Raw genomic sequence first — 18,996 nt, 5'->3', positions numbered from 1 at the left:
ATTATCAGTGTCCGTGTTCGTCTTCGTTTCCTTGGTAACTACGTAAGCTTTCAGGCTTCATCACAATGAATTCGTCTTTATCAATGTCGGCAGTATAGCTCATGCGGGGGCCAGGGTACTCCTTCATCCGCCAACCGTCCATATTGCGATTACCGCCATAGACCGGGTCTGCATATGCGCCTTCTATTGTTGTTTGAAGTAAGAGGTTAAAGAATGTATTGGAATTAACGCCATTCATTTTCGCTTTACCTTCGTCGAAAAGTTGAAGTATTTCATCTTGTTGATCAGGTTCTAAATCTTTGAATTTCGTTTTGAATTTTTCTTGAGAAGTCTGCTCGATGGCACGGATACCTTCTGTAAAAATTTCTGCCCTAGTCATCTTCGTTTGATATCTTGGTGTAGGAGCCGGAACTTGTGTATCCGCATTCGGACCTTGTTTGTTTTGGTCCCGATCTTTATTTTCATAGTTCTCTACAGCTGCTGTTTGAGGGAAAGGACCATGCATGTATTCTTTTGCATTTGTTCCCCACTCGCTCGTCAGTTGTCGATCAATAAAATAAGGAATGCCAAGTTCAATTGCGCCGGGGCCTAAATCATCTTTAGGAAAGATTCGTTCCGTTGCTGCGGATAAGATATCAAAGTCTTCACCGCGACTAAAAAATGTCCGAGCTTCCGTTACAATGTGGGTCGCGTTCTTGGTTCCAGTTTCGGGTTTTTGTAACTGGTTGGTCAATAACCCTCCGAATAATGAACCGCCGACTAGACCACCTGCTAAGAATCCGGTATTCTTCATGAAATTTCGGCGACTAATTCCTTTTTGAGTAGTCTCAGGTTGTTGTGGTTCTGTCACATTTCTCTCCTCCTCTTATATGTGGACTTCACAATTTTTCCAACCCACTATTTGTCATCTTGTGGTGATGTGCTAGAAATTATACACATTTGCATAAAGAATGCTTACTAATTTCGAGATAAAACTATTTATTATACTTCGAATTATTTAAAGCTCTTGATGTACTGGTAGTAATGTATGTACAAATTAAAAATTACTGAAATCACTAGGCGGGACCTAGTGATTTCAGGATAGTAATTTTTATTGTTGTGAAAAATGCACAGGACGTTTCAATTAATTCGTTGCTTTGTCGTCCCCATCTTCTTCGTCTTTCACATCCACATCCGTATCGATGTCAGCATCCGGTTCCATATCAACATCAGTGTCTGGGGTATCTTCCGGCACGACGACAGGTTCATCAACGTTTCCGTCCCCGTCTTCTGGAACGACGACAGGCTCATCTACGTTTACATCATTGTCGTTAACGTCAGGTTCGTCATCACCGCAGGCACTTAAGATTCCGACCGATAATAAAGCGGCTGCTCCAACTTTAATAAAGTTTTTATTTAAATTCATAATTAATTTCCTCCTCTAGTTTGGTTGATTCGCTTACCTATCTAATGGATAACCGATTTTTATTTTTGTAAACATGCAACGTTGAAAATTAGTTCAATCCGATTATGGAATTGGCTTCTTGAAACAAGTCGAGGGAATAATAAAGGAGATGAAGAGTAAGTGGTCTTTAGGTATAAAAAAGTTACGTGTGACGCGGCTAAGAGCGAGTTGAAAAGTTCATGGATATCAAAATGTTCCTATATTTGAAGACTGACAAATTAGTACTCAAAAGGGATTTAGTATAGGCTGAAGAATTTATTGAAAACTTATTTTTAAAATTGAAATAGACGTGTAGGTGGTATAGCATGGTATGTAAAAATACAAAAACGAGGTGTAATATGCCAATTATTCAAGTGCAAGTTTTGGAAGGAAGAAGCGATGAACAAATTAAAGGGTTAATTGAAGATATTACGGGAGCAGCTGTAGACAATCTTGAAGTGAGACCAGAACAAGTACGGGTTATTGTGACAGAGGTGGCGGATACGAAATGGGGGGCAGGTGGTTTGACAATGAAAGAAATTAAACAGAAGCGAGAATTATAAGGAGAAGGTTGACGATCAATCTGAAGCCGTATGATAGAAAAGCGAACTTGCCTAATTGTGGCGGTTCGCTTTTTTACATGATATATAATCCATCCACATACATATCAGTTAAGGTTTTCGCGATTTCTTCAATAGAAGCCGTGTTCTTTTTATGTACTACTTCCCACTGATAGTTTTCATTGGCGAAAAACCAAAAGCGAGCAACCAAGTTAGCTTGCAAATCTGTACGAGCTAAACCTTGTGATTGGGAGTATGTAATATCCCTCGTAATATAATGAATATTCGTTTCGCGTATTTCATTCCACTTCGAGTCCACAGTCGAAGACAGACCGATTGCTTCCGAGAAAACTTTCATAATTTGGTGATTTTCATTTGCCATATTTAAAAATAGAAGGACTTGCTTATGAATCAAAGTTTTCGCTTCCTGTTTGGTGGCAGGAGCGAACGGAGTATTTGCCATGTCAAGGAACTCTTGCATCACGTCTTCAATCAGACTAGTTAAAATTTCATCTTTTCCTTTAAAGTAAACGTAAGCGGTGCCGTATCCTGTGCCGGCCCTCTTGATAATTTGTGTGATAGTCGTTTTTTCAAAGCCATTCTCATAGAAAAGTTCTTTAGATGCTTCAAGCAAACGCTTTTTTGTTGCAATGGACCTCAAATTTCGCCCATCTGTGATTTCTTCTCGTGTCATCAGCCTTTCTCCTTTCGTGTTTAATTGTACTCATTGTAACGTACAGTACGCTTTCCTACAATGAAGTGTGTTTTAATTTCACCTACTGAAATTCACACAAAAAGATATTGACACTGTGTCAACTAAACAATAGTATTAAGTAAATTCAGATAATTGGAGGCGTGTAAAATGAGTAAAACAGAAGTGATTTCGAAAGAAAAAGCTAGAGAATTCGACAAACAAGATGAATTTCAGCAATACCGAGTTGAATTCTTTTTACAGCAAGAACAAATTTATATGGATGGTAACTCGCTTGGACTAATGTCAAAACGAGCGGAGACCAAAGTAAATGAACTAATGGAATCATGGAAGGTATTAGCTATCCAAGGCTGGACAAAAGGAAATTACCCTTGGTTCTACTTACCAGAAAAATTGAGTGAAATGTGTGCCCCTCTCATTGGAGCGGAAAGCAAGGAAGTTATGATATGTGGTTCGACAACGAGTAATATACATCAGTTAGTTTCTACTTTCTATAAACCAAACGGCAAAAAAACAAAAATTTTGGCAGATGAACTTACATTCCCATCAGATATTTATGCGCTCCAAAGTCAGATTAAACTACAGGGCTACAATCCCGATGAACACTTGATTCGTGTAAAGAGTCGGGATGGAAGGATGATAGAAGAGGATGACATAATTTCAAAAATGACTGATGAGGTAGCTTTGATTTTCTTGCCGACAGTACTATATCGAAGCGGACAATTATTGGATATTGAACGATTGACGAAGGAAGCCCATAAACGAGGTATTAAGATTGGATTCGATGCATGTCATTCAATTGGCGCAGTACCTCACCAATTTAGTGATTGGGGAGTGGATTTTGCTGTCTGGTGTAATTATAAATATTTGAACGGCGGACCAGGCTCTGTAGCAGGTTTGTATGTAAATAAGAAACATTTTGGTATTGAGCCAGGGTTAACAGGTTGGTATAGCTCAAAAAAAGATAAGCAATTTGACATGAGCCACACATTGGAAGTAGAAGAATCAGCTGGAGCTTTCCAGGTTGGAACATCTCACATCCTCAGTTTAGCTCCAATTATTGCTTCCTTGGAACTCTTTGCCGAAGCAAATATTGAAAAAGTACGTGAGAAGTCTCTTCAGATAACTCGCTTTATGATGGAATTAGTCGAACAAGAGTTGGAAGGACTGGGCTATTATATTGGAAATCCAATGGAGGATGGACGACGTGGCGGGCATGTTTGTCTAGAGCACGATGAGGCTATTCGGATTTGTAAGGCTCTCGTTGAAGAGGGAGTCATCCCTGATAATCGCCCCCCGAATATTATCCGACTAGCACCAATTGCTTTTTACACCTCCTATGAAGAAGTTTTCGACACGGTGCAAACACTCAAAAGGATTGTTCTTGAAAAACGATATGAACAGTATGGTAAAGAACGTAATGTAGTGTCTTAAAAAATAAGGGGGAAAAGCGATGGGGAAGAAGGGAACAGATTTTCAAGATATTATTGAAAGAGAGAAAGGGTTAAATCGCAGTCTGACAACTGGACAGCTTACAATGATCGCAATAGGCGGAGCGATTGGGACAGGTTTGTTTCTCGGTAGCGGGTTGGCTATTGGCTTAGCCGGACCAAGTGTTATTGTGAGTTATGCAATTGGTGCGTTGATTGCTTTACTGCTGATGGGATGTCTTTCGGAAATGACAGTGGCCCATCCTGTGACAGGTTCATTTGGAGCCTATGCGGAAAAGTATATTAATCCTTGGGCGGGGTTCACGGTCCGTTATTCTTATTGGTTTAGCCTGGTGTGTGCGATTGGGACAGAAGTTACCGCTGTAGCTGTGTATATGAAATATTGGTTTCCCACAGTTCCTGCCATCGTCTGGATCGTATTGTTTGCTGCAATATTGATGTATGTAAATGCAACAACCGTAAAGTTGTTTGGAATTGTGGAATATTGGTTTTCCTTAATTAAGGTTGTTGCGATAACTGGATTTATTATATTAGCTGTCTACGTCATAGTTGGAGCAGATCAAACCTCATCTATTGGAATCCATAACTACGTGGCAGAGGGTGGCTTTTTTCCGAATGGTCTTTATGGTATGTGGATTGCTGTATTCATATCACTATTTAGCTATTTAAGTATTGAAATGATCGCAGTAAGTGCTGGAGAAGCAAAAGACCCTGAAAAAGCAGTTCCAATCGCTTTACGATCGGCTGTTGTTCGTTTGATCGTTTTTTATTTAATTACATTGTCTTTAATGCTAATGATCGTGCCGTGGAATATGGCCGGTGCAGATAAAAGTCCTTTTGTAAAGGTAATGGAGATTGTTAACATACCGGGTGCTGCCGCCATTATGAATTTTGTTGTGTTGATTGCCGCACTTTCTGCTATGAATAGCCAATTATATATATCAACACGAATGATGTTCTCCTTATCACGCGGTGGGTACGCTCCCAAAATACTAGGAAAGCTAAATAAAAAGTCGGTACCATCTATAGCTTTATTTGTTTCTGTTATTGGAATTGTATTTGCTACATTTTTTACCATAGTAAAACCTGACACGGCATTCGTTACAATGATTTCATTATCAAGCTTTGGAGCTATGTTTGCATGGTTTATGATTTTTATTACACACTTATTTTTCCGGAAAAATTGGAATGAAAAAAAAGGAAGGAAATTACCAGTTAGAATGATAGGTTATCCATACCTGACTATATTTGGGGCTGGATTATTAGCTAGTGTTGTATTGTCAACGTGGTTCTCGCCTGACTTTAAAGCGACCCTTTTATTAGGTTTTCCATGGTTACTTTTCATTACAATTTGTTATTTTATCTGGAAACGAACAATCGGGAAGCGAGTTATTGTTAAGACTGAATTGGATGAAAAAGCAGATTAATAGAAGGGCTGTTAGACTGGTTGTTTTCTTTGTATAGATATATCAATAAGTAAAATAACACTCGATGTTACGAATGAACATCGAGTGTTATTTTGCGGGAGATTAATTATTAAAATTCTTATGTTTAAAAAAGCTTTTTTGTGAACTGATATTCTGGCAATTTGTAAATTTGTTAAACAAATTTCATATTATGAAAATTATAACTTGTTAACTTGCTTTAAGATTCGTATAATTTAGATTACTACATAAACGAAGTTCACTCCTAAGGATAAGCAAAAAAGTGTATGTTACTTAGCAGACTCTCAGCGGATATGGGGATAATTACAATTTCTTTTCACTTTATATGAAAGCGTTTACAACCGTATATTGTCAAACAGCTATAAATCTAGTAAGAGAGGAGAACATAACGTGATAGAATCTGTCAAAAAGGCTTGTTATATTATCAGTTGTTTTTCTAGTGAGGAACCGGTTTTAGGAAATGCCGAGATAGCCGGTAAACTTGGCATGAGCCCTAGTACGACACATCATTTAATCAGCACACTGTGCAATGAAGGTGTATTGATGAGGGACAAGGATAGACGATATCGTTTGGGGTGGAAATTGCTGGAGTGGAATAACAACGTCATGTTTCAACAAGACATTTATGATAAGGCTATTCCGCTTGTAAAAGACTTGATAAGCAGATTCATAGGCACTGCTCATATCGGAATGTTTGACAAAGGGGAAGTTGTATTTGTCTTGAAAATATCATCTCAAGAAGCTTCGCCTATCCACACATACATTGGGTCTCGAAAGCCTGCTTATGCTACGAGTACAGGAAAAGTGTTGTTGGCCTATAACAATGACTACTTGAAAGAAACCATTGAACGAGGGCTTTCTCAACAAGCTCCAAATACGATTACAAATATCGAAAAGCTGAAAGAGGATTTGAAGAAAGTAAAAGACGTGGGCTATTCAATTAGTAATAATGAAAATTCAACAGGGACGTACGCTATTGCGGCGCCTATTTTATCATATTCAGGTAAAACGATTGCTGCAGTTAATCTAGCTGGGCCGGTTTCTTACATGCAAGGAAGCAACCAACACATGATTAGACAGAGTGTAATTAAGACGGCCGATTCTATATCTAAAGAACTAGGTTATATTGAAGTTTAATTATTACCATAGAATCCTTTAAAGGGGTGATGAACACCAGAACAATTTATCTATTCTAGCCACACAGAAAAGGTTATAGTTTTCGAGTAAATTTACCGAATAGTCTGATTAATAATCAGGAAAGAGAAAAGGGGAGTTAATACATGACAAGAAAAAGAGGTATGTATTTTTTTATTATGACAATTGTTGCAGCGTTGTTTCTAAGTGCATGTGGTAAAGACAGTGATGAGGCGAAAGCAGATAACCCGGGTAAGGAAGGAGAAGCTGGGCAGACATACAACTTTAAACTCGCTCATATTGCACCACCCGATCATATTTGGAATGAGACGGCTCAAAAGTTTGCCGAGGAACTAGAAGAACGTTCAGATGGTCGAATGAAAATGGAGTTATATCCAGGTGGACAACTCGGTGGAGAGCCGGATATGGTACAACAGCTTGAAACGGGTTCATTGGATTTCGGATTTATTACGACTGCTTTTTTAACATCTAGATCAGATGCTTTCAGTGGTTGGTTTGCACCTTATTTATTTGATTCCTACGAAGCAGCTTACGAGGCAAAGGATTCTGATATTGCAAAGAAGATTTTAGCAACACTTGATGATCAAGGCTTACGCGCAAAAGATTATTTCTTCTCCGGAAACCGTACGATGATGTTCAGAGAGAAAGTTGAAACACCTGCAGATATTAAAGGCCTTACTTTACGTGTCACACCAAGTCCCGCGTTACAAGATTGGTATCGTCTATTAGACGCTAATCCAGAGTCTATCTCATTGCCAGATGTATACCAAGCTGCACAAACAGGTGTCATTGATGGAATGGAAATGGATTTGGATGCAGCAGTTACATCTAATTTTAATGAAGTAACCGGGTTTGGCGCATTGACGAACCATATGGTATGGCCTTCTGTAATGATTGCGAGCGGAAAGGTATTTGATGCGATGCCGGAAGAAGATCAAAAAATTATTGAAGAAGCAATGGCTGCGGCTTCTGAATTTGGAACGATGAAGCGTTCTTCTTTAGAAGAAGAGTATATGAATACTTTAAAAGACAGAGGAATGGAATTATATGAAATGGACGAGTCTTTGTTCGACCCATTCAAAGAAGAGTATGATGAACAATACAAAGCAAAGGATCCATTGATTAAAGAATTTATCGAAACGTTCCGTAAATAGGAGGAATGCGCAGTATGAACAAGCTGAGCAGCTGGGTAGAAACGCTTGAAAAGTTTATGGCGATGATCTTAATTGCTGCAATGACACTTATTATTGCAGTCGCTGTATTATTTCGCTACTTTCTAAACGCCCCTATATTTTGGGCAAGTGAGGCAAGTATCTTCATCATGGCATGGGTCACATTTCTTGGAGGGAGTTTGGGACTTAAATATAGGTCCCAAGCTTCTGTTACCTTTTTGGTCGATCGGTTTTCGGAGAAGGGAAAAAGATATTTAGAGATGGTTTCTTATATAATTATTCTCGTTTTTATTGGGATTTTACTATATTTAAGTTATCAATGGCTATTCTCCGTTACTCATCAAACCTCATCTTCCATGCGAATTCCTATGTGGATTCCATATGCATCGGTTCCAGTAGGCCTAAGTTTTGCATTCATTCATTTATTAACCCATCTTGTAAATTTGTTTAAGACAAAGGAACAAGGGGGGCAAACGACATGATGATCATTGTTATTGCTCTATTTTTATTATTTCTAGTGATCGGCATTCCGATATCTCTAGTGCTAGCAATTACTTCTATTAGTTATTTACTTCTTACAAATTTAACTACGCTGATGAGTTCAGCCCCACAGAAAATGTTTTCGGGCATCGATAATTTTGGTCTGTTAGCCATCCCGCTATTTATGTTGGCAGGAGAATTAATGAATGGCGGAGGAATCACGACACGCCTCGTGTCTTTTGCCAGAGTGTTGATCGGTCATTATCGTGGTGGATTGGCGTATGTCACGGTTATTGCAAATATGTTTTTAGCTTCTATACTAGGGTCTGCCAATGCACAGGCTGCGATGATGAGTAAAGTTATGGTTCCTGAAATGGAAAAGGAAGGATATCGACGTGATTTCTCTGCAGCAATCACATTAGCCTCTTCTATAGTGGCGCCGGTTATTCCACCTAGTATGTTGTTTATCATTTATGGAACATTAACAGGTGCGTCAATTGCCGATTTGTTTATGGCTGGAGTGATTCCAGGTATATTGCTCGGGGTTGGTTTCATTATCGTAATTGGGATCATGAATCAAAAACAGCAATTTCCTAAAAGTGAAAAAGCAACTTTTCAAATGATTGTGAAGTCGCTTTTGCGAGTGCTACCCGCAATGTTAATTCCTTTTACAATAATTTTTGGGATACTCGGCGGTGTATTTACGCCTACTGAATCAGCTGCCATCGCATGCGTAATCGCATTTGTTATTGGGCTGGCTTATCGGGAGCTAAAGTTGAAAGATATGCCGGAAATTTTGGTGAATACGGTTGTAAATACAGCAACGATCTCATTATTAATCGTGACAGCTAATTTATTTGGTTTTATAATTGCATATGAACAAATTCCTCAATTGGTAGCTAATTCAATGCTTGGTTTGTCAGAAAACCCATTAATCTTTTTGCTTTTAGTTAATATCTTTTTGTTATTGATTGGTACTGTATTAGATGGAATTGCGGCGTTGATTATTTTAATACCTGTCATGCTTCCGCTACTTGCTACATACCAGATTGATCCCGTGCATTTCGGAGTCATCGTATGTATTAACTTAACAATCGGTCTTCTTACTCCGCCAGTAGGCACAGGACTTTTCATCGTGTCGTCCATCGCCAAGGTGAAATTTGAAGATCTTATTAAATCGATTATGCCGTTCTTGGCTATGGCGATCCTTGTGTTGCTCATTTTGACTTATTGGGAAGATGCTGCGTTATGGATACCTAGTTTGTATAAAGAATAAAACGTTTAGAGAACTCTCTAAACGTTTTTTTAATTTTTTTTATTAAATATTCTCGCTATTTCATACCGTGAAATATGAATATTGTGACAAGGAGTTGTATTCGGTATATTACAAGTACGTTAAGTGAAGTGAAAGCTTCTGGGGTGAGGAAAGATCCCTTGGGATTCGTAGTAGGCTTCTTTAATAAGTCGGAATGAAAGGGCTTACAATCATTACTCTTGCGGTCTTCATGCATCAATGAATTAGTCATTATCATACTATCACCATATAGGAGGAATACAAAATGGGTATTAGAACAGGCGCAGATTATATGAAAGCGGTAAAGTCACGGCAACCAGAAGTATACTTGGGAGGTCGACGTATTACAAACCTGGCTGATGAACCAGTCTTCAAGCAACCTATCAAAGAAATGGCCAGACTTTATGATATGCAACACGACCCAAAGTACCAAAATGATATTACGCATGTTTGTGAAGAAACAGGTGAGAGAGTAAACAATGCATTTATCATTCCTAGAAATGGAGAAGATTTACAAGCCCGTAGACGAGTTTTTGAAGTATGGGCAGAAGCCACATTTGGTTTGATGGGGCGAACTCCAGACTTCTTGGCAACTGTAGTAACAGGGATGGCAACGAATGATTGGTTCTTTAGACAGTATGGAGATCGTTGGGGTGATAACATTGTGAACTATTATAAATATATCCGTGATAACGATTTGTTCTTGACACATGCAATTATCAATCCGCAGAATGACCGCAGCAAGGCTTCAAATGAACAAGAAGATGAATTTACCCATTTAGGAGTCGTACGTGAAACGGAGGAAGGTTTAATCGTTCGCGGGTCCAAGATGCTGGCTACTCTTGCACCTGTCACTGACGAGGTAATCATTTATTCGTACCCAAGTTTCAAACCTGGGGATGAAAAGTATGCGATTTCGTTTGCACTCCCTATTGATACCCCAGGGCTTCGTATGTATTGCCGGGAAGAAACTCAAAACGGTGAGCGTTCTACATGGGATCATCCACTAGCCAGCCGGTTCGAAGAGATGGATGCAGTGCTAGTGTTCCATGATGTGCTTGTACCATGGGAACGTGTATTCATCAACCAAAACGTAGAAGCTGGTAACTTACTGTATCCTAAAACAGGCATCAACTTGCAGCCTTCTCATCAGTCAGCTGTGCGCGGCTTAACAAAGATTTCATTTGCAACAGAGGTTGCTTGTTCAGTTGCTGATGCAGTAGGAGTCGACGGATTCTTGAATGTACAAAACCAATTATCCGAGCTGATTCAAGGGGCAGAAACAATCCGTGCATTAGTGCGGGTGGCGGAGTATGAGTATGTTATGACCCCGCATGGTGAGGCCGTTCCTGCTATTGTGCCATTAGAAACGATTCGAGGTATTCTACCGACACTCTACCCACGTGCTATGGAAATACTGCAGACCATCGGTGCGGGCGGATTGCTAATGTCTCCAACAGGAGCTGATTTTGCTAATCCGGAAACAGCAGAAGATATGGAGAAATACTACGGTGGACGCTCAGGAGTATCAGCTGAGCAACGTGTACGACTCTTTAAGTTAGCTTGGGATCTATGTGGCGAAGCATTCGGTCAACGTCTTGTTCAATATGAGCGCTACTATTCTGGCGATCCGGTTCGCAAATTGGGTATGTTCTATAATACGCATAAGCGTAATAACCCATCCTATGAAATGGTAGACAAAGCATTGAGAGATTCTTTGGAAATGGCAAAGGATACAGTTGCCAATTAATGAGGATATAAGTGAGAAAAGCATTATCAGGTAAGAGGTTTTACTTTGATAATGCTTTTTCGTTTATTATTATGGTAATATGAATACTTAGAAAAGTAAATCTAGTAGTTAGATACAATGAAGTAGAAGTGTGCTTATGCTATAATTTTTATGGATTGATATAAAAAGAATAATTTTTAGGGAGAGATCATGATGAATAAAGAAGAAAAACAGCAAGTCTTTAAAGATATTATGGGGAATTACCCAACAGGGGTAACAGTTGTTACCACTACTACAGGAGATGGAGTACCTGTCGGTTTGACAGTTAACTCATTTGCATCTGTTTCCCTTGATCCACTTATGTTACTTTGGTCCATTGATCATAGAGTTTCTTCGTTGAAAGAGTTCACGGAAGGTGGAAAGTTTGCAGTACATGTATTGGCTGGCGAACAATCTGAACTTTGTAAAACATTTGCAAGCAGACACGAAGATCGTTTCAGTACATGTAATTGGCATCAATCAGAAAATGGGCTACCTATTATCGAAGGTGCTTTCGGCGTGTTTGAGTGTAAAACGTTCAAAGCGATTGAGGCTGGCGATCATACCGTCTTGATTGGCGAAGTAGTAGACCTGAAAGTCGATAGCTCAAAAGATCCGATGCTGTATCACCGAAGAGTATTTGGTTCTATACCGGCAGAGTTTTACAAAGCATAAAAGGTGATGCAGACATACCAATTAGTAGGTGAATCTGTCGAGATTTTATAGACTGGTTTACGAATTTACGTCGAGGGAAAATGACAAATCATGAAAGAGATGAAATTCTAATTAGGTGATCAACACCTTTTTAGTTTACATCTCTTTTATAATGTCTGAAATAAGAAATCTCAACGATAAATGAACATTCCGAATATACCAGCTGTGATAATCACTATTGCTGGATGAACACGAAATTTTATTAATGAAATAAAGGAGACAATAAATATGGCTAATAGCGTTAGAGAGTGAAGTGAAAAAGATCCTATTAATTGATTCGAAATAGCAAATTTAATTGCAGCAAATATTATTAACCCAACAATTATCGGACGTAATCCGTAAAATGCGGATTGTACAATTGGGTGCTTATTAGCCTTTGTGAAAAATATTGAAACCAATAAAATTATTATCAATGAAGGTAAGACCATTCCTGCTGTAGATACTATTGCCCCGCTTAGCCCGGCAGTATGATAACCGACAAAAACAGCGCTATTCGTTGCAATAGGTCCGGGGGACATCCCTGCGATTGCGATAATATCTGTAAACTCCTGAGTAGTCATCCAATTGTGCGAAGTGACTTCCATTTCAATCACAGGAATCATCGCATATCCCCCTCCGAAAGAGATAAGCCCAACCATGAAAAACGTTCTAAATAAGTCTAAAAAAATCATTAGAATTACACCAGCCTTTTCTATTGAGTAGTTGTACTAATTAATCATAGCCCCATTTCATAGCCTAGTTTTACTTTGGTCTTCACTAAAACAACACCGAGTAATGCCCCAGATATAATTACAACAGCTGGATGAATTGAATAGATTAAAAGTATTAGAATAGCAAGTATAGTAGTAATTAATGTAGTTTTATCTATAATTGCCATCTGTCCTATTTTATAAGCTGCAAATGAAATTAAGGCGACAATGGCTGGACGAATACCTTCGAATGCAGCTGCCATCAATGGATTGTTTTGCAGATATAAATATGAGATGCTGAGAATTATAACAATAAAAAATGTTGGTAGTAATACTCCAATCATTGCGCAAATTGCGCCGGGTATTCGTGCTACACGATACCCAATAAACGTGGCGGAGTTGATAGCAATTGCGCCAGGAATCGATTCGGCAATTGCAAATATATCTCCTACATCACTTGTTTCTAACCATTTTTTTCGATATACAACTTCGCGTTCAATTAATGGTATCATGGCATAGCCTCCACCAAACGTAACAGGTCCTATTTTGAGAAATGTAATAAAAATCTCCCAAAGTAATTTCTTTGTTATATTCATATTTATTTGCTCCTTTACAGTTTTAGTATATAAATCCTTTTCTTTAAACCGAAATGGTATAAAGTGTAGAAAAATAGGTCGGACAGTCACAAAATAACTGTCCGACAATATCCTTTTTATAAACTACTTAAATATTTTGTAACTAGAAGTCTCCCAGCTCCGATAGCTGTAGCGTTTTCTCCTAGCTGACCCCGGCTAAAAGATAGTACATGATCGGGAAAGATAATATTGCTTCGTTCGGTAGCTATCTTTACTACAGTGTCATAGAAAATTTTCATATTATATGTGGCTCCATTAACAATAATCAAATCTGGATGTAAAACATTGATGAGGTTTGAAATGCCGATACCTGTGTAATATGCCGCATTTTTTACTATTTCACTGGATACTGGGTCATTATTGTTAACAGCTTTACATATATCATCAAAACTAATGCTCTCTATGTCCGTAACTGATTCTGTCAATATAGATTCTTTTCCTTGCTTTAGAGCGTTTATTACGTCGTTTGTAATTGCTCGCATTGACGAATAAGCTTGAACGCAACCATAGCTTCCGCAATAGCATTTCCGACCATGTATATCCACTATCATATGCCCCTGACCATGTATACCGAGCTTATCCGTACCTGGTTTTAACTGACCATCGATTATCATACCTGTTCGACTACCAACTCCTTTTAGCATATACACTACATTGCTGTATATATCCTTGTAATGGTTGTTGTATTCCGCTAATAATGCAGTATTCACTCCATAGTCAATTGTTACTTCTATATCTAACTTTTCTTCAAGAGTATCCTTTATCGGTATATCCCTCCATCCATCTGAAGGGAACTGGTAGGGATTTAAGATAATGCCACGTTTACTATCTAAGGGTCCGATAGAGCCAATGCCAATACCTAAGATTTTGTCCTTATTAATTTTGCTTTCCACTAGCATCCGAATAATAGTTTGCTCAATAAATTTAATTGTTGCATGTGGGGTACTTGATTTATCCATTTTTAATCTAGCTTCACTCTTTACATTTAATTTCAGATCCATTAATAAAACTTTGGTATAAGACCTAGATATATCAATGCCGATTAAAAAGTAATAATCTGCATTAATTTCGTATAAGAATGGTTTTCTTCCTCCGCTTGATTCGCCAAAGCCGCTCTCAGTTATTACTCCCTCCATTAGTAGATCATCCAATAGCCTTGTACAAGTAGTAGTTGTCAATTTTGTTTTAGCAATTAGATCGTTTTTTGAAATTGGTCCATATTCGTAAATTAGTGAGAGCAGGTCTTTAAGTCGCTTATCTTTTATTGAATTCTTTTCATAAAGTTCTTTTATCACGCTAAATAACCTCCTATAGTGAATACTTTTTAGTTTCCATTACTACCATAAAAGTTTTAAGTCTGTATTTTAAGTTTGAATTATCTTTCATTTTACACATAATTAACTTATAAAACAATGAAATAAAGATAATTTAAAAAACATTTGACTAAAATGGATTTAAGATATATAATTCAGACTATTGAGAAATGAAAGCGCTTTTATTTTGGTTCAATAAGTTTTATATTGATTGTCGCTAGGCATTTTTACTTCCATTAAAGAAAGGATTTGAAAAGATGAGGAAATGGCTTACAGGTATAGTTGCTACGCTTGCTATTTCAATGGCGCTTTTTCACTTATACTCCGGCGGGGTTCAATTATTTCCTGCGACACAGCAACGTGCTATTCATTTGGCTTTAGCATTTGCACTAGTATTCCTATTACACCCGTTCTTCAAAAGTAAAGATTCAATTGAAAAAGAACGGAATGGTTTTGGGTTATTGATTAATAGTATTCTAGCTATTCTTTCCTTAGTGGCAGGTGGATATCTAACACTACGATATTTAGATCTCCCATTGGAAATGAGCTCCCCTACATTAACAACAATTGTTATAGGAGTTCTAGTAATTCTATTAACGCTCGAAGTTGCGAGAAGAATGCTAGGTGTGGCTTTACCGATTATTGCAATTATATTTTTGGTATATGCATTTATCGGTGATAGACTCCCTTTGATGATACAGCATTCTGGATATTCATTTGAACAGATAGTTACTCAAATCGGTTTGTCAAACCAAGGAGTATTTGGTATACCACTAGGTGTTTCAGCAAGCTATATCGTCTTATTCGTTATTTTCGGTGCAATGTTAGAAAAGTCTGGAGCAGGGAATATGTTCTTAGATTTAGCGATGGGATTAGTTGGTAGATACCGAGGTGGCGCAGCTAAAGTGTCAGTGGTAGCCAGTGCTTTATTTGGGTCCATAAGTGGTAGCCAAGTAGCTAACGTAGTTACAACCGGTGTACTAACCATACCATTAATGAAAAGGGGAGGGTATAAACCTACCTATGCAGCGGCAGTTGAGTCTGTAGCTTCAACTGGTGGGATGATTTTACCTCCAATTATGGGCGCTGTTGCGTTTTTAATGGCAGATTTTTTACAAATCAGTTATGCCCAAGTTGCTTTTGCAGCCTTAATTCCGGCAATCATCTACTTCGTAGCTATCTTTATTATGGTTGACCTTAGAGCAGCTAAAGAAGGATTACAAGCCACAGAAGTTGAGAATAAAGTAAATTTGAAAGAATTGATGATTAAAAAAGGGCATTTGATGCTCCCATTAGTAATACTTGTTGTTCTATTGATGGTTTTCCAAATGACAGCAAATAATGCTGCCTTCTGGGCCATTATCTCAGTTCCTATTGCTTGTTTGTTTAGGAAGGAAACTAGGATGTCAATGGGACAAATATACTCCGCTCTGCAAGAAGGTGTGAAACTATCTTTAATGGTAGTAGCAGCTTGTAGTGCTGCTGGGATTGTCATAGGCGTTATTGATATGACTGGAATGGGTCTTCGTTTTTCCAGCGTTCTCTTGGAGTTGTCAGGTGGGAGTTTATTATTGCTTTGTATTTTAACAATGTTTGCCTCAATTATTATGGGCATGGGATTACCGCCCGTAGCCTCCTATTTGGTATTGGCAATTCTTGCAGCGCCTGCCATGGTGGACTTAGGTGTTCCTCCTATCGCCGCACATTTATTCATCTTCTATTATGGAACTCTATCGGCGATTACACCACCAGTTGCGTTGGCAGCTTATGCGGCCGCGGGTCTATCCAAAACTAGTCCGATGAAAGTATCTTTGGTTGCATGTAGGCTCGCATTAGTAGCGTTCATTGTTCCATATATGTTTATTTTCGGACCCGAATTGATCTTAATCGGTTCTACAGGATCTATTATTTTCGCGACGGTCACAGCTTTAATGGGTGTATATGCTATTGCAGTTTCACTTGAAGGTTATTTTACAGCCAAATTAAATTTCTTTAGTAGAGTAATTTTGTTTGCTGGATCAATTATGCTTATCAGGGTAGATGTTCTATCTTCCGTAATTGGGCTCGTAGTAATAGTGCTTGTGCTTTTATATGAGGGGAAATTTGCAAATAAGACCAATAAAGCTATTTTATTAGACAAGTCTCTATAAGCAATAATAGTGGATAAGTGTAAGAAAAAAGTAAAGGAAAACAGGAGGAATGACATGAAAAAGAATTTAATGTCTATTGTGGTATTACTATCGATACTTTTGGTATTGGCTGCCTGCGGATCGACCGAAACAAGTGACAAGAAGGACGCTGAAGGCAAAACAGCTGGAGTGGTTCCTCTCTATACACCAGGCTCAGGAGGAACTAACTATGTAATAGGAGCAGGAATAAGTCAGTTATTCAATAGCTCTAAAGAGATGCCAGACGTAGTACTTTCAACTGAATCTGTTAATGGATCAGCTGAAATATTGAAGAATTTAATCGCTCGCAAAGATAAGGGGAAAGCAGCCTTTGGGGTACCGGCGTCAGACATTGCAACTAATATTTATGAAGGTAAAGATCCTATTATCACAGGTGAACACCAAGAGTTAAGAGCGGTTACATGGTTTAGTTATGCGGCTATTCATATCGTAGTTCCCGAAAATTCTAAAGTGAAATCTATTGCTGACTTGAAAGGTAAAAAAGTTGGTGTCGCTCCTAAAGGAAGTTCGCCATACAACTTTATGCAAACTCTATTGGAAGATGAGTATGACATGTCGTTCGAAGAGGATGTAAAAGTAATTCCGCTCGGAAACGCCGAAATTAGTGAAGGTCTTCAAAATGGGAGTATTGATGTTGGTATTTTAACTGGATTTATTCCCGCACCATTGATAACGGAAGTAGCCCAGTTAACGGATGTAAAAGTAATTCCTTTTGATGAAAGTGAATTGGATTCTTTTACGGAAAACCATCCATACTATTCATCTATGGAAGTTAAGGCAAACACGTATAAAGATCAAAAAGAAGATATTACAATTGGTGCATTTGAAACAATGCTGTTAACACATGAAGATGTAGACGATGAAATGGTTTATAACTTAACAAAATTCATTATGGAAAATGGAGAGAAAATAAAAAAGGTTCACAGCTCATTTGATATTTCACCAGAAAATGTTTCAAAGGGGGTTGTGATTCCTTTCCATCCAGGCGCGGTTAAGTACTTTGAAGAAAACGATATACAGTATGAGTGATTAGAAAAATAGAACTTTAAAGGGAGGAACAATGATGACCAAATTAAAAGTTACAATGCTTGGTACTGGAAGTCCGTGGCCTGACGTAGAAAGATCAGGTCCGGCACAAATTTTATGGATTGATGATCAGCCTATTTTAATAGACTGCGGTGAAAAGGCTTCCTATCAACTCAGTAAAGCGAATATAGACCTAGCTTCAATAGATTATGTTTTTTTAACGCATCTTCATGCTGATCATATTTTAGGGTATGGACAATTCTTGTTAGGAAGATGGTTCAGTAGTAGAAAAAAGCTGACTCTAATAGGTCCCAAAGGCACTAAACAGTTTCATCAACAGATCTTAAAAATGTATGAAGAGGATATCGCGTATAAATTATCTCTTGGCAGACCTTCTGAAGGGTTGTTAGATACAAATATAATTGAAATTGAGAGCTCTGGCGAGATAGAAATTGATTTGCCCAAACAAGTCAAGTTGAGAACTGCTGAAATGATTCATAGTATTTTGACATATGCTTACCGTTTCGACACAGGTGAGCAATCCGTTGTCTTTTCTGGTGATACGGCTCCAGTTGATGAGTTGGTTAAATTATCTTTGAATGCCGATACCATGGTGGTCGATTGTTGCTTGGCACCGAACAAAATATACTCAGAAAATATTAGCGAGGAAAGAAAAAGAATCTGGAAAGAATTACAGAAAGAACATTGTGATCCTGAACAAGCAGCCAAGATGGCGAGCCAAGCTGAAGCGAAGCAATTAATACTTACACATTTTCTTCCAGGTACACTTACTGACATCACTCATTTGCTGGCAACAAAGCACTTTGCGGGAGAAGTTATAGTACCTGCTGATTTAGATGAAATACTTGTGCCAGGTCGTAAGTCTAGAGAATCTCTCTCAAATGGTCAACTCGGAAAAAAGTATAGTAGAGCGTAAAAAAACAAGAAAATTTATTGAAAAGATTCTTAC

General features: G+C 38.2%; 18 protein-coding genes. 12 read left to right on the top strand and 6 right to left on the bottom strand.

Translation table 11 applies throughout. The features are described from left to right. Positions 1-4: 4 nt before the first annotated feature. The gene (locus tag MKY93_RS17505; protein WP_340760555.1) at positions 5-850 is read right to left on the bottom strand and encodes a gluconate 2-dehydrogenase subunit 3 family protein; all 846 of its coding nucleotides are present in this window, start codon (positions 848-850) and stop codon (positions 5-7) included. A gap of 273 nt (positions 851-1,123) precedes the next feature. Further along, entirely contained in the window at positions 1,124-1,405 is a 282-nt protein-coding gene (locus MKY93_RS17500; protein WP_340760554.1) for a hypothetical protein, read from the bottom strand. Between the two features lie 344 nt (positions 1,406-1,749). Here MKY93_RS17500 and MKY93_RS17495 point away from each other — a divergent pair, with 344 nt between their 5' ends. Next, complete coding sequence (locus MKY93_RS17495; protein ID WP_425441360.1) at positions 1,750-1,986, top strand: 2-hydroxymuconate tautomerase family protein; 237 nt, start codon at positions 1,750-1,752, stop codon at positions 1,984-1,986. Positions 1,987-2,059: 73 nt separating this feature from the next. Here the strand turns inward: MKY93_RS17495 and MKY93_RS17490 are convergent, their stop codons facing one another. Then, a complete protein-coding gene (locus MKY93_RS17490; protein ID WP_009498749.1) occupies positions 2,060-2,677 on the bottom strand; it encodes a TetR/AcrR family transcriptional regulator in 618 nt (205 codons plus the stop codon). A gap of 168 nt (positions 2,678-2,845) precedes the next feature. Between MKY93_RS17490 and kynU the strand changes: the two genes are divergently transcribed. The 8 genes from kynU (at position 2,846) to MKY93_RS17450 (ending at position 12,135) form a co-directional block, all read left to right on the top strand. Next, positions 2,846-4,129 (top strand): kynureninase, encoded by a 1,284-nt coding sequence (kynU, locus tag MKY93_RS17485; protein WP_340760553.1) that lies wholly within the window; start codon positions 2,846-2,848, stop codon positions 4,127-4,129. Between the two features lie 19 nt (positions 4,130-4,148). Beyond that, positions 4,149-5,573, top strand: a complete 1,425-nt coding sequence (locus tag MKY93_RS17480) for an amino acid permease (protein ID WP_340760552.1) — start codon at positions 4,149-4,151, stop codon at positions 5,571-5,573. A 408-nt stretch (positions 5,574-5,981) separates the two neighbouring features. Beyond that, the gene (locus MKY93_RS17475) at positions 5,982-6,728 is read left to right on the top strand and encodes an IclR family transcriptional regulator (protein WP_340760551.1); all 747 of its coding nucleotides are present in this window, start codon (positions 5,982-5,984) and stop codon (positions 6,726-6,728) included. 143 nt (positions 6,729-6,871) lie between these two features. Continuing rightward, the gene (locus MKY93_RS17470) at positions 6,872-7,900 is read left to right on the top strand and encodes a TRAP transporter substrate-binding protein (RefSeq protein WP_078818597.1); all 1,029 of its coding nucleotides are present in this window, start codon (positions 6,872-6,874) and stop codon (positions 7,898-7,900) included. Between the two features lie 14 nt (positions 7,901-7,914). Continuing rightward, entirely contained in the window at positions 7,915-8,400 is a 486-nt protein-coding gene (locus tag MKY93_RS17465; protein ID WP_340760550.1) for a TRAP transporter small permease, read from the top strand. Then, positions 8,397-9,674, top strand: a complete 1,278-nt coding sequence (locus MKY93_RS17460) for a TRAP transporter large permease (protein ID WP_340760549.1) — start codon at positions 8,397-8,399, stop codon at positions 9,672-9,674. The genes MKY93_RS17465 and MKY93_RS17460 overlap by 4 nt, the downstream gene beginning before the upstream one ends. 283 nt (positions 9,675-9,957) lie before the next feature. After that, the gene (locus MKY93_RS17455; RefSeq protein WP_078818594.1) at positions 9,958-11,442 is read left to right on the top strand and encodes a 4-hydroxyphenylacetate 3-hydroxylase family protein; all 1,485 of its coding nucleotides are present in this window, start codon (positions 9,958-9,960) and stop codon (positions 11,440-11,442) included. A 189-nt stretch (positions 11,443-11,631) separates the two neighbouring features. After that, positions 11,632-12,135, top strand: coding sequence for a flavin reductase family protein (locus MKY93_RS17450; protein WP_342536356.1), 504 nt, complete (start codon positions 11,632-11,634; stop codon positions 12,133-12,135). A 170-nt stretch (positions 12,136-12,305) separates the two neighbouring features. Here MKY93_RS17450 and MKY93_RS17445 read toward each other — a convergent pair whose 3' ends face one another. From MKY93_RS17445 to MKY93_RS17435, 3 genes are all read right to left on the bottom strand, one after another. Continuing rightward, positions 12,306-12,845 carry a chromate transporter gene (locus MKY93_RS17445; RefSeq protein WP_340760547.1) on the bottom strand — a complete coding sequence of 180 codons (540 nt, stop codon included), beginning with the start codon at positions 12,843-12,845 and terminating at the stop codon, positions 12,306-12,308. A gap of 44 nt (positions 12,846-12,889) precedes the next feature. Further along, a complete protein-coding gene (locus MKY93_RS17440; protein ID WP_340760546.1) occupies positions 12,890-13,459 on the bottom strand; it encodes a chromate transporter in 570 nt (189 codons plus the stop codon). A 116-nt stretch (positions 13,460-13,575) separates the two neighbouring features. Then, the gene (locus MKY93_RS17435; RefSeq protein WP_340760545.1) at positions 13,576-14,793 is read right to left on the bottom strand and encodes an ROK family protein; all 1,218 of its coding nucleotides are present in this window, start codon (positions 14,791-14,793) and stop codon (positions 13,576-13,578) included. A 275-nt stretch (positions 14,794-15,068) separates the two neighbouring features. Between MKY93_RS17435 and MKY93_RS17430 the strand changes: the two genes are divergently transcribed. The 3 genes from MKY93_RS17430 to MKY93_RS17420 are packed head-to-tail and all read left to right on the top strand — an operon-like array spanning position 15,069 to position 18,963. Next, the gene (locus MKY93_RS17430; protein ID WP_340760544.1) at positions 15,069-16,961 is read left to right on the top strand and encodes a TRAP transporter permease; all 1,893 of its coding nucleotides are present in this window, start codon (positions 15,069-15,071) and stop codon (positions 16,959-16,961) included. Between the two features lie 54 nt (positions 16,962-17,015). Next, the gene (locus MKY93_RS17425) at positions 17,016-18,029 is read left to right on the top strand and encodes a TAXI family TRAP transporter solute-binding subunit (RefSeq protein WP_340760543.1); all 1,014 of its coding nucleotides are present in this window, start codon (positions 17,016-17,018) and stop codon (positions 18,027-18,029) included. 34 nt (positions 18,030-18,063) lie between these two features. Further along, positions 18,064-18,963: an MBL fold metallo-hydrolase gene (locus MKY93_RS17420; protein ID WP_340760542.1), complete on the top strand. Its 900-nt coding sequence runs from the start codon at positions 18,064-18,066 to the stop codon at positions 18,961-18,963. Positions 18,964-18,996 lie beyond the last annotated feature (33 nt).

Source organism: Sporosarcina sp. FSL W7-1283 (assembly GCF_038003105.1).
GTDB classification, from domain to species: domain Bacteria; phylum Bacillota; class Bacilli; order Bacillales_A; family Planococcaceae; genus Sporosarcina; species Sporosarcina newyorkensis.
This window is presented reverse-complemented; position numbering and strand designations above follow the sequence as displayed.